This window comes from Pseudomonas sp. P4_C3, from assembly GCF_056402075.1.
The window spans coordinates 1-13,186 of record NZ_JBFUIC010000017.1; the positions used below are offsets into that span (position 1 = coordinate 1).

The following is a 13,186-nucleotide window of genomic DNA, read 5'->3' on the forward strand; positions in this document are numbered from 1 at the left end:
TCTACGCGGTGGGCGCCTACAGCTATGCGCTGCTGTCGCACTACTACGGCCTGAGCTTCTGGATCTGCCTGCCCATCGCCGGACTGATGTCTGCGACGTTCGGCTTCCTGCTGGGCTTCCCGGTGCTGCGTCTGCGCGGTGACTATCTGGCGATCGTGACCCTGGGCTTCGGTGAGATCATCCGTCTGTTCCTGCGTAACCTGACAGACCTCACGGGCGGACCGAACGGCATCAGCAACATCCCCAAACCGTCGCTGTTCGGTCTGAGCTTCGATAGAACGGCCGCCGAAGGCATGCAGACCTTCCACGAGTACTTCGGCCTGACTTACAACCCGGTCAGCAAGGTGGTATTCCTCTACCTGGTGGCGCTGTTGCTGGCGCTGTTCGCGCTGTTCGTGATCAACCGTCTGCTGCGTATGCCGATCGGCCGTGCCTGGGAAGCCTTGCGTGAAGACGAAATCGCCTGCCGTGCCTTGGGCCTGAACCCGACCGTGATCAAGCTGTCGGCCTTCACCCTGGGCGCCTGCTTCGCCGGATTTGCCGGTAGCTTCTTCGCTGCACGTCAGGGTCTGGTGACGCCGGAGTCATTTACCTTCATCGAATCGGCCACCATCCTCGCCATCGTGGTGCTGGGCGGCATGGGCTCGCAATTGGGCGTGGTCCTCGCGGCCGTCGTAATGATTCTGTTGCCCGAGCTGATGCGTGACTTCAGCGAATACCGCATGTTGATGTTCGGTGCCTTGATGGTGCTGATGATGATCTGGCGTCCTCAAGGTCTGCTGCCCATGCAACGTCCTCACATGGAGCTGCGTAAATGAGCCGCGAGATCCTTAAAGTAGAAAATCTGAGCATGCGCTTCGGCGGTTTGCTGGCGGTCAACGGCGTAGCCCTGAGCGTGAAGGAAAAGCAGGTCGTGGCACTGATCGGCCCCAACGGCGCCGGCAAGACCACCGTGTTCAACTGCCTGACCGGCTTCTACAAGCCGAGCGGCGGCAGCATCCTGCTGGACGGCGAGGCCATCGAGSGCCTGCCCGGCCACAAGATCGCCCTCAAGGGCGTGGTGCGTACTTTCCAGAACGTGCGGCTGTTCAAGGACATGACCGCGGTCGAGAACCTCTTGATCGCCCAGCACCGTCACTTGAACACCAACTTCCTGTCCGGCCTGTTCAAGACTCCGTCATTTCGCAGAAGCGAACGCGAGGCCATGGAGTACGCCGAGTACTGGCTGGAAAAGGTTCACCTCAAGGAGTTCGCCAACCGTCCGGCCGGCACCCTGGCCTACGGTCAGCAACGTCGCCTGGAAATCGCCCGCTGCATGATGACCCGTCCGCGGATCCTCATGCTCGACGAACCGGCCGCCGGCCTGAACCCAAAGGAAACCGAAGACCTCAAGGCGCTGATCAGTGTGCTGCGTGAGGAGCACAACGTCACCGTGCTGCTGATCGAACACGACATGAAACTGGTCATGAGCATTTCCGACCACATCGTCGTGATCAACCAGGGCACCCCCCTGGCCAACGGCACGCCGGAACAGATCCGCGACAATCCTGAAGTGATCAAAGCCTACCTGGGGGAAGCGTAAATGCTGCAGTTCGAAAACGTTTCCACCTTCTACGGCAAGATCCAGGCCCTGCACAGCGTCAACGTCGAAGTCCGTCAGGGCGAGATCGTGACCCTGATCGGCGCCAACGGTGCCGGCAAGTCGACCCTGCTGATGACGCTCTGYGGTTCGCCGCAGGCCCACAGCGGCAGCATCCGCTACATGGGTGAGGAACTGGTCGGTCAGGACTCCTCGCAGATCATGCGCAAGAGCATCGCCGTGGTACCGGAAGGTCGTCGGGTGTTTTCCCGCCTGACCGTGGAAGAAAACCTCTCCATGGGTGGTTTCTTCACCGACAAGGGCGATTATCAGGAACAGATGGACAAGGTCCTCGGACTTTTCCCACGCCTGAAAGAACGCTTCGCCCAGCGTGGCGGCACCATGTCCGGTGGCGAACAGCAAATGCTCGCCATCGGCCGTGCGCTGATGAGCAAGCCCAAGCTGTTGCTGCTCGACGAGCCTTCCCTGGGCCTGGCACCGATCATCATCCAGCAGATCTTCGACATCATCGAACAGCTGCGCAAGGACGGTGTGACGGTGTTCCTGGTCGAGCAGAACGCCAACCAGGCGCTGAAAATCGCTGACCGCGCCTACGTGCTGGAGAACGGCCGGGTGGTGATGCAAGGCACCGGCGAAGCACTGCTGACCGACCCGAAAGTGCGCGAAGCGTACCTCGGCGGTTGAGCCATTGCGGTAAACAGAAAACGGCCTTCGGGCCGTTTTTTTATGCCCGCCATGAGACCCCTTGTAGGAGCGAGCTCGCGATGGACGTTAACGATGACGGTGGCTGGCTGGATGAACGTGGTGTCTATACGTTCTTCGCGAGCAAGCTCGCTCCTACTGGGGGTCATTACAACCGATCCAGCACCTCCCCACTGCGCTTGAACCACCCGATCAAATAATCCGCCAGTACCTGCGTGCGCTTGGGCAAACCGCCCTGATACGGATGCACCAGATACATCGGCATGCTGCGGGTCTGATAATCGCGCAGCAGCCATCGCAAACGCCCGTCCGCCAGCTCCGTTGGCAAACAGTAGGACGGCAGGCGCGCAATACCGRCACCGACCAGTGCGGCTTTCTTCAACAGGTTGTAGTGGTTGCTGGCGAACGGCCCCGACACCCGCACCCGCAACAATTCATGCTGCTGGTGATACAGCCATTCTTCGCGGCCGCTGTAATGGCTGTTGAGCAGGCAGCGATGTTCGGCCAGCGCCTGGGGCGTTTGCGGCTCACCGTATTGTTCCAGATAAGCCGGACTGGCACAGGTCAGTTCTTGCCACGCCAGCAACGGACGCGCCACCAGTCGCTGGTCAATCGCCACGTCAGAACGAATCGCCAGATCGAAGCCGTCGCGGGACAGTTCGCGGTAGCTGTTGTTGAGCTCCAGCTCAATCTGCACCTGAGGGTATTTGGCGGAGAACTCCAGCAACAACCCATCGAAGAAGGTTTCCCCGAGCGACACCGGCACCGTCATCCGCACCGGACCGGCCATGTCGTCCTTCAGACGCGCCAGGGCCTGACGCGCCCGCTCGACTTGCACCACCAGCGCCTGTGCCTGGGGCAACAACGCAGCACCGGCGGCGGTCAGGCTCAAGCGGCGGGTGGTACGTTGCAACAGCACCACGGAAAACTGCGCTTCTAGCTGGCTGATGCGCTTGGACAGCTGGCCTTTGCTGCAACCGAGCTGCTGCGCCGCCAGGGTGAAACTTCCCGCTTCGATCAATACGGCGAACGCGGCCAGGTCATCCATCTCGCTCATGGATTGTTTCCATTTGAAAACCAAAGGTTGCCTATTAGTGCGCTTATCTACGGAAAAAACCACCCTAAACTGATACCGCGTTCAACCCATACGAGGATCAGCCCCCATGAAAATTCTTTTGATCGGCGCAAACGGCACCATCGGTTCGGCAGTCGACAAGGAACTGTCGCAACGCCATGAAATCATCCGGATTGGCCGTAACAGCGGCGATTTTCAGGTGGACATCAGCGACAGCACCTCGATTCGCAAACTGTTCGAGCAGACCGGCAAATTCGATGCACTGGTGTGTGCCGCCGGCAACGTGACCTTCGCACCGCTCAATGAGATGACCGAGGAGAGCTTTACCCTGGGCCTGAAAGATAAACTCATGGGCCAGGTCAACCTGCTGTTGATCGGCCGCGAGTTCGCCAATGACGGCGCATCGTTCACCTTCACCACTGGCGTGCTCAGTCACGATCCGATTTACAGCGGCGCGTCGGCAGCCTTGGTCAACGGAGCGTTGGACAGCTTCGTCCGCGCCGCCGCCATCGAACTGCCGCGCGGTCTGCGGGTGAATTCGATCAGTCCGAACGTGCTGGTGGAAGCCATGGGCAAATACGCGCCGTACTTCCGTGGCTTCAAGCCGGTTCCTGCAGCGGATGTTGCATTGGCCTACGCCAAGAGCGTGGAAGGGTTGCAGACCGGTCAGACCTTTCACATCTGAAGACCGAAGCACACAGGTTGTGACAGTGCCTGTACATAGTGGAGGCAATAACGGGTTGTGATGAACGGTCAGCCTGAGTAACGTGGCGACACTTGTCAGGAGACCCCAAGATGCGTGTTGCCCGTTCCCTAGTCCTCGTTGCCCTGCTTCCGCTGTTCGCCGCTTGCCAGTTGTTCGAGGGTGAACGGCAGAGCGACTCCCACGTCGGCCAGACACGCATGCAAGGCCAGCTGACCGCGGCGGACGGCAAGCTGCTGTTCCAGCCGTGCAACCAGGCAAACCGCTATGTGGTCAACGACACGGGTGGTACCAGCGTCCTGCAGCAGGCGGCAAACCTGGCGGACAAGCAGGGCAAACTGTTTGCCGACGTGCGTGGGCGGGTTGTGGCCGGCAGCGGTGGTGACGGCCAGGTCGATCTGGAGCAGTTGTACCGTGTCGAGCGCTCAGGCACCGCGTGCGACGATCCGAACTTCAAACTGCTGATCCTGCGCGCCGCCGGCCATACGCCGGAATGGAACGTCAAGGTCAGCGGCAAAGGCATGGTCATTGACCGCGCCGGCCAGCCTCCCCTCGCCGTGCCCTACGTGGAAGAGCAACTGGGCGATGGCCGTTTCAACCTCAGCACCGAAGCCAATAACCAACACATCGAACTGTGGGTTGCGCCGCAACGTTGCGTCGACAGCAGCACCGGCAGCATCCAGCACATGAGTGCCGAGCTGCGCGTTGACGGCCAGGTCCAGCGTGGATGCGGGTATTTCGGCGGCTCGCGCGACGACTGATTCGACGAGAGGCGGTTTTTGCCTCACTGGGCATTGCCTTTGGGGCTTATAATCGCGGGCTTCAAACGCCCTGGCGCAGTTGTGCGCCCCGCGAACCGGATCCTGCCATGTTACGAATCACCGAACTCAAGTTGCCGATCGACCATCCCGAAGAAGACCTGCGCCCTGCCATCGTGCAGCGCTTAGGGCTTGCCAGCGATGACCTGCTCGATTTCACCTTGTTCAAGCGCAGCTACGATGCGCGAAAAAAGTCCTCCGAGCTGTGCTTCATCTACACCATCGACCTTGAAGTTCGCGATGAGGCTTTGGTCCTGCACAAGTTTGCCGATGACCGTAACGTCAACGTGGCGCCTGATGTCAGCTACAAAGCGGTAGGCCAGGCACCGGCCGACCTGAGCGCGCGGCCGATCGTCGTCGGCTTCGGCCCGTGCGGGATTTTCGCCGGGCTGCTGCTGGCGCAAATGGGCTTCAAGCCGATCATCCTCGAACGCGGCACCGAAGTACGCCAGCGCACCAAGGACACTTGGGGCCTGTGGCGCAAAAGCGTGCTCAACCCGGAATCCAACGTGCAGTTCGGTGAAGGCGGCGCAGGGACATTCTCCGACGGCAAGCTCTACAGCCAGATCAAGGACCCGAAATTCCTCGGTCGTAAAGTCCTGCACGAATTCGTCAAGGCCGGTGCCCCGGAAGAAATCCTCTACGTCAGCAAGCCGCACATCGGTACGTTCCGTCTGACCGGCGTGGTGGAAAACATGCGGGAGCAGATTCGCGCCCTGGGCGGTGAAGTGCGCTTCCAGCAGCGTGTCACCGACGTGCTGATCGAAGACGGACAACTGGTCGGCGTCGAACTCAATGGCGGCGAACARATTCATTCGAAACACGTGATCCTGGCCCTTGGCCACAGCGCCCGCGACACTTTCCGCATGCTCCACGGCCGTGGTGTGTTCATGGAAGCCAAGCCGTTCTCGGTGGGTTTCCGCATCGAACACCCGCAGTCTCTGATCGACCGTGCGCGCCTGGGCAAGTACGCCGGCCACCCGAAACTGGGCGCCGCCGACTACAAACTGGTGCACCACGCCAAGAACGGCCGCTCGGTCTACAGCTTCTGCATGTGCCCGGGCGGCACTGTGGTGGCAGCGACTTCCGAGCCGAACCGCGTGGTCACCAACGGCATGAGCCAGTACTCGCGTAACGAGCGCAATGCCAACTCCGGTATCGTCGTTGGCATCACCCCGGAAGTCGATTACCCGGGCGGCCCGCTGGCCGGTATCGAGCTGCAGGAGCGCCTGGAATCCCACGCCTTTGTGCTGGGCGGCAGCAACTACGAAGCCCCGGCGCAACTGGTCGGCGATTTTATCGCGGGAAAACCATCCACCGAACTGGGCAGCGTCGAGCCGTCCTACAAGCCGGGCGTAGCCCTGGGTGACCTGGCGTTGGCACTGCCGGCGTTCGCCATCGAAGCGATTCGCGAAGCCCTGCCGGCGTTCGAGAAGCAGATTCGTGGTTATTCGCTGCACGACGCGGTGCTGACCGGGATCGAGACCCGCACATCCTCACCGCTGCGTATTACCCGCAACGAATCGATGCAGAGCCTGAACGTGAAAGGCTTGTTCCCGGCCGGTGAGGGTGCCGGTTATGCGGGCGGGATTCTGTCGGCGGGTGTTGACGGGATTCGCATTGCCGAGGCTGTGGCTCGGGATATTCTCGGCCTGGAAGCCTGATACCCGATCCCGGAAACAATGCAAAACCCTGTGGGAGCGAGCTTGCTCGCGATAGCGGCCAATCAGTCAGCACAAGAGTTGAATGTTAATCCGCCATCGCGAGCAAGCTCGCTCCCACATTGGTACTCAGTGTCTGAAAGATCTCAGATATTGGCGCGCAGTACCGACGCCGGCAGCGGCTCACCCCGCTCCACTGTCGCCGCCACCGCAGCAATCAACCCGCTCAACTCATACCCCTGAGCCTTGAGCCAATCCTGATCGTAATAGGTTGTGGCGTAGCGCTCGCCGCTGTCACACAGAATCGCCACCATCGACCCCGTCTCCCCCTGCGCCTTCATGTGCTGAGCGGCCATCAGCGCGCCGATCAGGTTGGTCCCGCTCGACCCGCCCACATGGCGTCCCAAACGCTCCGCCAGGTAGTGCATGGCCGCCAGTGACAAGGCATCCGGCACCTTGACCATCGCGTCGATCACCTTGGGCAGAAACGACGCCTCCACACGCGGCCGGCCGATACCTTCGATCCGCGAGCCGTGGTCCAGTCGCAGGCTGGCATCGCCGGTCTGGTAGTAATCGAAGAACACCGAACGCTCGGCATCGGCACACAGCACGCGGGTGCAATACTGGCGATAACGCACGTATCGGCCCAGGGTGGCCGTGGTGCCCCCGGTACCGGGACTGGAAATCAGCCAGCTCGGCTCGGGATGCTGCTCGAAACGCATCTGATGAAAGATCGACTCGGCAATGTTGTTGTTCGCCCGCCAGTCGGTGGCGCGCTCGGCGTAGGTGAACTGGTCAATGAAGTGCCCGTCGTGTTCGCGGGCCAGTCGTTCAGACTCGGCGTAGATCTGGGTCGGATCGTCCACCAGGTGGCTTTGGCCGCCATAGAAGGCGATTTGCGCGATCTTTTCTTTCGAGGTAGTCGCCGGCATCACCGCAATGAACGGCAAGCCCAGCATGCGCGCGAAATACGCTTCGGAAATCGCCGTGGAACCGCTGGAAGCCTCAATGACCGGCGCTCCTGGCTTGAGCCAGCCATTACACAGCGCGTACAGGAACAGCGAACGGGCCAGTCGGTGCTTGAGACTGCCCGTGGGGTGGCTGGATTCATCCTTGAAGTACAACTCGATGCCTGGAAAACCCGGCAGCGGCAAGGGGATCAAGTGGGTGTCGGCGCTGCGCTGGAAATCGGCTTCGATGATCCGGATCGCTTCGCGGGACCACTGTCGGTTGTCGCTCATGATGGTTTTCTCGTTGAATCGGGCAGGAGTCGGCCTTTTATCGAGGCTCATCCAACAAGCTTAGGAAAAAACCTACATCCAGCACAGGTACAGCTGAGGTCCAATACGCCCGGCAACTGCTAGGCTCTGCTCGGTACTGGCGGTTCACTCTGTAACGGCATATAACAAAAAAGAATATAACTTTTGTTTTAACAACTAACAGTACTTGTTAGGGTGTAACACCTTTTGAATTCACGGATGGAGAGCGACCTTGCCTCTGCGTAGCACTTTCACGCGTTTCTTTCAGTTGGAAGCTGCCAGCGGTCTGTTACTGATCGCCGCTGCCGTTCTGGCTCTAATCATCAACAACTCGCCGCTGTCGTGGCTGTACAACGGCCTGCTGGACACCCCCGTGGTGGCACAGATCGGCGCGCTTAAAATCGCCAAGCCGTTGCTGCTGTGGATCAACGACGGCCTGATGGCGCTGTTTTTCCTGCTGATTGGCCTGGAAGTGAAGCGCGAAGTCCTCGACGGCCAGTTGTCCAAACCGTCGCAAATCGTCCTGCCTGGCGCGGCGGCGATTGGTGGCATGGTAGTGCCGGCGCTGATCTACTGGTACCTCAATCGCGACACGCCACCGGCCCTCAACGGCTGGGCAATCCCGACCGCTACCGACATCGCCTTCGCCCTTGGCGTGTTGGCGCTGCTGGGCAAACGCGTTCCGGTCTCGCTGAAACTGTTCCTGATGACCCTGGCGATCATCGACGACCTCGGCGCGATCATCATCATTGCGATCTTCTATTCCGGTGCGCTGTCGACCCTGTCCCTGGCGCTGGCCGCGGCCTGTATTGCCGCGCTGATCGGGATGAACCGGCTCGGCGTGGTCAAGCTCGGGCCCTACATGATCATTGGCTTGATTCTCTGGGTCTGCGTGCTCAAGAGCGGTGTCCACGCCACCCTGGCCGGTGTAACCCTGGCTTTCTGCATTCCGCTGAGCACAAAAAATGCCGAGCCCTCGCCATTGCTGACCCTGGAACACGCCCTGCACCCGTGGGTCGCCTACGGCATTCTGCCGCTGTTCGCGTTTGCCAATGCCGGCCTGTCCCTGAGCGGTGTCACCGTCGAAAGCTTCACTCACCACGTCCCCATGGGCATCGCCATCGGGCTGTTGCTGGGCAAGACCGTCGGTGTCTTCGGCCTGACCTGGCTGGCCGTGAAAACCGGTATCGCCGCTCTGCCCCAAGGCGCCAATTGGGGCCAGATATTGGGCGTGGCGATTCTCTGCGGCATCGGCTTCACCATGAGCCTGTTTGTCGGCTCGCTGGCCTTTGAGCCGGGCGTGAGTGATTTCGCCGGGATGGATCGCATGGGGATCCTGACCGGTTCGATTCTGGCCGCGCTGATCGGTTATGGGGTGACGGCGATGGCGAGCCGCAAGAACTCCAGCCTGGCATACTGATAAACCGCGATAACGCCTGGCGCCAATCAAGACTCACCTCAGCCAAAAACAAAAAACCCGATCAGTCACCTGATCGGGTTTTTTGTTTATCCGGTGTTTGCGCTTAGTGCGAAACGCGGCTGGTGCCATTCACACTGGCGATGCGCACACGCTCGCCAACACGGAACACCTCGTTCGGCTGAACTTCCTGAACGTAGGCGCGCATGCTGCCATCGTCTTCGCGCACGGTGATTTCCACGCCCTGGGTGCGGGTCAGGCCTTCTTCAGCGGCCGAACCGAGCAGACCGCCGGCCACAGCACCGATGACGGCAGCAACGACGCTGCCTTTGCCRCCACCGATGGAGCTACCGCCAACGCCGCCGACCACTGCGCCTGCAGCGCCGCCGATCGGGGTTTTGGTGCCTTCGATTTTCACCGGACGCAATGCTTCGATGGTGCCCATGCGAACGGTCTGCACACGACGCGCCTCGTCACGGGAGTAGGAGTCACCGGTCAGGTTCGATTGGCAACCAGTGAGCAACATCGCCATCGTGGAAAAGGAAGCAACCAGCAGAACAGACTTACGCATAGCATCAACTCCAAAGAAACAGATATTCATTAAACTCCGCAGCTTGACGCCTGTCACGGCACCGCCCGGGTAAAATTGGTTTGATTCAGGCTCCGTTAAGGCGCCTCCACGAACTCACACAGTAGCGGCAAAATCGGAAAACTGCCCCACTGGCCAAGGATTTTCATGGACTACTTTATCATTTTCGTTACTACCGTCGCTGGTCTGTACTTCCACGGGTGGTTGTACGTACGGATCAAACGCTGGATGGACCGCGACCTGGCGCTAGCGCTGGCGGGCAAGGACGAGCAGAAAAAAGCCTTCATGCTCGAACAGTTGGCGAGCGCTCAGGTGCAGAAGATCAAGCGTCGAGACCTGCCGAAGTGGCTAGAGGCCGCTGCGGCAGGCTATCCCGGTAGGTAAACTGCTCAGGGGGCCAGACGTTCAAGAATCCAGCCGGAGCCCTGCTGGCGGTAATTGAGGCGGTCATGCAGGCGGCTTGGGCGGCCCTGCCAGAATTCAATGCGCTCCGGCAGCAGGCGATAACCGCCCCAGTGTTCAGGGCAATGCGGCTGGGTGTCGCTGAAACGGTGCTCGGTGTCCTTGAGCAGCGTTTCGAGCTCGCCACGATCGGCGATCACACGGCTCTGCGGCGATGCCCAGGCCCCCAGGCGACTGCCCAGCGGACGGACCTGATAATAGGCGTCGGACTCCTCAGGCGTGACCTTCACCACCCGCCCTTCGATGCGCACCTGGCGCTCCAGCGCCGGCCAGAAAAACGTCATGGCCGCGAACGGATTCGCGGCCAGGTGCTGGCCCTTGGCGCTGTCGTAGTTGGTAAAAAAGGTGAAGCCCTGTTCGTCCAGGCCCTTGAGCAACAGAATGCGACAGTGCGGTCGACCGTCCTGGTCGACGGTGGCCAGGGTCATGGCGTTGGCTTCCACCGGCGCCTGCTCGGTTTTCACCGCGTCGGCGAACCACTGGTGGAACAGCGCAAACGGCTCGGCCGGGGCTTGTGCCTCGGTCAGGCCATCACGGGTGTAGTCACGACGCATATCAGCCAGGCCCTGGGTCATGGCGCATTCCTTTTGGTTAACGAATCACTGCTTTGCAGTATCGGTGGCGGCGCCTTTCTTGTCAGCCGCGGAGGCTTTGGCTGGCGTGGTCTTTTTCGCCGGCGTTGCGGTTTTCGCAGGTGATTTCTTGGCCGGTGCTTTTTTCGCTGGCGCTTTTTTCGTGGTCGGGACGGTCGCTTTTTTCGCAGCCGGGGCCGGTGTCACAGGCTTGGCGACCGGCTTGACGTCAGCGGCAGTGACCTTGGTCACAGGGGCCGGCGCCGGCATGTTGTACTTGCTCAGCAGTGCGACCATGGTGTTTTGCGGGGTCACCAGCAGCTCCACGCGGCGGTTCAACGCACGCCCTTCCGCGCTGTCGTTGGCGGCGCGCGGCGCATCACCGCCCAGGCCACGCAGCATCAGGCGATCACGCTGCAAACCACTGAGACGGAAAATCGCCGCGACGGCCTGGGCACGTTCCTGGCTCAGCTTGACGTTGGCAGACGCCGCACCGGACGTATCGCTGTGGCCGAGAATCAGGACCGCGGTCTGTGGATCGGCTTCAAGGATTTTGGCAATGCGGGTAAACGGACCGAGTGTGACCGGCAGCAGCATGGCCGGACGATCAGGGTTGAACGAGCCTTCGACCGGCGTCGTCACCACCAGCACGTTTTCGCGGCGCTCGAGTTGCATGTTGCTGCCCTTGACCGCCTCGCGCAGACGCGGTTCGTAGTCGTCAAGCCAGGCCTGGGTGACTTTTGGATCTGGCATCGGCACAGCTTTGGCGGCGCTCTGCTTGCTGCCGCCGAACGGCCACCACCACTTGCTGCCGCTATCGGTTTCGGCCTTGGCCACCGCAACGGGCTTGACTGCAGGTTTCACCTCCGGCTTGGCCACGGGCTTGCCGGTGCTGTCGTCGGAGCCGAACGGCCAGTACCAGTGGCTGCCGCTTTCAGTCTTGGCGACAGGCGCCGTCGCATCTTTCTGTGGAGTCTGTGCGCAACCGGTAATAGCAAAGCACAGGGCCAAGGCGAGGGTTTTATTGGATGACATTGGATATCCACAAAAATGAAGTCAAAAAAATCAGGCCAGATTGGCCGGTAGAAGCAGACGGTTTGAAACTGGAATGGCTATCGGGTTCCAGCCCTGACACCCGATAGTCGTTTTTACAGACAAGTGGCCAGAACCCGCACCAGCTTTTGGGCGCGCGGGTCCATCAAGACGTACGGCCCCAGGGTATTTGTCACAAATCCGAAAGCCACATCGTGCTCCGGGTCGGCAAAACCGATGGAACCGCCGGCACCCGGATGACCAAACGCACGCGGGCCAAGGCCGAAGGTGGCATTGGCAACGTCCGGTTGATCGAGCATGCAGCCCAGGCCAAAACGGGTCTGGGTCAGTAAAGTCTTGTCCTCGCCGAGGCTGTGCTCGCGGGTCAGTTCATCGAGCATCTCGCTTTCCAGCAAGCGGCCATCGAGCAGGCCTGCATAGAAGCCGGCCAGGCTGCGGGCATTGCCATGGCCATTGGCGGCCGGCTGCTGCATGCGTCGCCACTCGGGTTTGTTGGTGCTGGTCATGATCGACGGCGGGTTGGTGAACGCCCGGGTCGTCATGGCCGTTGGCTCACGCATGGTCACTTGCAGCAGGCGCTGGGCGGCCGCATCGCCGACATTGCCCTTGCCCCGCGCAATGTGGGCCACGCGATGGAACTCTTCGTCGGCCAGGCCGACATGGAAGTCCAGGCCCAACGGCTTGGCGACCCGCGCGACGATGGATTCCCCCGGTCCACGACCGTCGGCACGGCGCAGCAATTCACCGACCAGCCAGCCATAGGTGATCGCCGCGTAACCGTGGCCTTCGCCCGGCGTCCACCATGGCGTTTCGGCGGCCAGGGCGTCGACCATGGTTTGCCAGTCGTAAAGGGCTTCGGGGGCCAGTAACTCGCGCAATGCCGGAAGGCCGGCCTGATGGCAGAGCAATTGTCGCAGGGTGACGGACTCTTTGCCGGCGGCGGCGAACTCAGGCCAGTAGCGCGCGACCGGGGCATCCAGTTGCAGCTTGCCTTCGGCCACCAGTTGCAGCGCGGTGACAGCGGTAAAAGTCTTGGTGCAGGAGAACAGGTTGGCGATGGTGTCGCTGTGCCAGGCCTCGGCCCCGTCCTTGTCGGCAGTGCCGGCCCACAGATCGAGGACGGTTTCGCCACCAATCTGAACGCACAACGCTGCGCCACGCTCCTGGGGATCGTCGAACAGCGCAGCGAACGCCTCTCGCACCGCTTCGAACTTAAGCTCGTAATGACCCTGAATCTGCACCCGCAACTCCCCGGAAAACGTTCTGTAAATTGGG

At 61.0% G+C, this 13,186-nt stretch carries 14 protein-coding genes; 8 read left to right on the top strand and 6 right to left on the bottom strand.

The features are described 5' to 3' along the window. From livM to AC1DVH_RS05610, 3 genes are all read left to right on the top strand, one after another. The coding region (gene livM, locus AC1DVH_RS05600; protein WP_477752957.1) for a high-affinity branched-chain amino acid ABC transporter permease LivM at positions 1 to 818 on the top strand (818 nt) is incomplete at its 5' end. Continuing rightward, positions 815 to 1,582, top strand: coding sequence for a high-affinity branched-chain amino acid ABC transporter ATP-binding protein LivG (livG, locus tag AC1DVH_RS05605; protein ID WP_477752958.1), 768 nt, complete (start codon positions 815 to 817; stop codon positions 1,580 to 1,582). The genes livM and livG, both read left to right, overlap by 4 nt. Next, positions 1,583 to 2,284, top strand: coding sequence for an ABC transporter ATP-binding protein (locus tag AC1DVH_RS05610; RefSeq protein ID WP_046043979.1), 702 nt, complete (start codon positions 1,583 to 1,585; stop codon positions 2,282 to 2,284). It abuts the gene before it with no gap. A 166-nt stretch (positions 2,285 to 2,450) separates the two neighbouring features. Here AC1DVH_RS05610 and AC1DVH_RS05615 read toward each other — a convergent pair whose 3' ends face one another. Next, positions 2,451 to 3,359 (bottom strand): LysR family transcriptional regulator, encoded by a 909-nt coding sequence (locus tag AC1DVH_RS05615; protein WP_477752959.1) that lies wholly within the window; start codon positions 3,357 to 3,359, stop codon positions 2,451 to 2,453. A gap of 106 nt (positions 3,360 to 3,465) precedes the next feature. On the opposite strand from AC1DVH_RS05615, the gene AC1DVH_RS05620 reads away from it, so the two are divergent. From AC1DVH_RS05620 to AC1DVH_RS05630, 3 genes are all read left to right on the top strand, one after another. After that, positions 3,466 to 4,062, top strand: coding sequence for a short chain dehydrogenase (locus tag AC1DVH_RS05620; RefSeq protein ID WP_477752960.1), 597 nt, complete (start codon positions 3,466 to 3,468; stop codon positions 4,060 to 4,062). Positions 4,063 to 4,172: 110 nt separating this feature from the next. Next, complete coding sequence (locus tag AC1DVH_RS05625) at positions 4,173 to 4,841, top strand: COG3650 family protein (protein WP_477752961.1); 669 nt, start codon at positions 4,173 to 4,175, stop codon at positions 4,839 to 4,841. Between the two features lie 107 nt (positions 4,842 to 4,948). Next, positions 4,949 to 6,562, top strand: a complete 1,614-nt coding sequence (locus AC1DVH_RS05630) for an NAD(P)/FAD-dependent oxidoreductase (protein ID WP_477752962.1) — start codon at positions 4,949 to 4,951, stop codon at positions 6,560 to 6,562. Between the two features lie 143 nt (positions 6,563 to 6,705). Here the strand turns inward: AC1DVH_RS05630 and AC1DVH_RS05635 are convergent, their stop codons facing one another. Then, positions 6,706 to 7,803, bottom strand: coding sequence for a PLP-dependent cysteine synthase family protein (locus AC1DVH_RS05635; RefSeq protein WP_477753007.1), 1,098 nt, complete (start codon positions 7,801 to 7,803; stop codon positions 6,706 to 6,708). Positions 7,804 to 8,050: 247 nt separating this feature from the next. Between AC1DVH_RS05635 and nhaA the strand changes: the two genes are divergently transcribed. After that, the gene (nhaA, locus tag AC1DVH_RS05640) at positions 8,051 to 9,238 is read left to right on the top strand and encodes a Na+/H+ antiporter NhaA (protein ID WP_477752963.1); all 1,188 of its coding nucleotides are present in this window, start codon (positions 8,051 to 8,053) and stop codon (positions 9,236 to 9,238) included. Between the two features lie 103 nt (positions 9,239 to 9,341). Here the strand turns inward: nhaA and AC1DVH_RS05645 are convergent, their stop codons facing one another. Then, positions 9,342 to 9,806: an outer membrane lipoprotein gene (locus AC1DVH_RS05645; protein ID WP_111281476.1), complete on the bottom strand. Its 465-nt coding sequence runs from the start codon at positions 9,804 to 9,806 to the stop codon at positions 9,342 to 9,344. Positions 9,807 to 9,971: 165 nt separating this feature from the next. On the opposite strand from AC1DVH_RS05645, the gene AC1DVH_RS05650 reads away from it, so the two are divergent. Then, on the top strand, positions 9,972 to 10,208 hold the full coding sequence (locus AC1DVH_RS05650; protein WP_477752964.1) for a hypothetical protein: 237 nt from the start codon (positions 9,972 to 9,974) through the stop codon (positions 10,206 to 10,208). 5 nt (positions 10,209 to 10,213) lie between these two features. On the opposite strand, the gene pdxH is transcribed toward AC1DVH_RS05650, so the two are convergent. The 3 genes from pdxH to AC1DVH_RS05665 form a co-directional block, all read right to left on the bottom strand. Beyond that, positions 10,214 to 10,861 carry a pyridoxamine 5'-phosphate oxidase gene (gene pdxH / locus AC1DVH_RS05655; RefSeq protein ID WP_477752965.1) on the bottom strand — a complete coding sequence of 216 codons (648 nt, stop codon included), beginning with the start codon at positions 10,859 to 10,861 and terminating at the stop codon, positions 10,214 to 10,216. Between the two features lie 24 nt (positions 10,862 to 10,885). Further along, complete coding sequence (locus AC1DVH_RS05660; RefSeq protein ID WP_477752966.1) at positions 10,886 to 11,893, bottom strand: OmpA family protein; 1,008 nt, start codon at positions 11,891 to 11,893, stop codon at positions 10,886 to 10,888. 113 nt (positions 11,894 to 12,006) lie between these two features. Further along, positions 12,007 to 13,152: a serine hydrolase domain-containing protein gene (locus tag AC1DVH_RS05665; protein WP_477752967.1), complete on the bottom strand. Its 1,146-nt coding sequence runs from the start codon at positions 13,150 to 13,152 to the stop codon at positions 12,007 to 12,009. Positions 13,153 to 13,186: the final 34 nt, after the last annotated feature.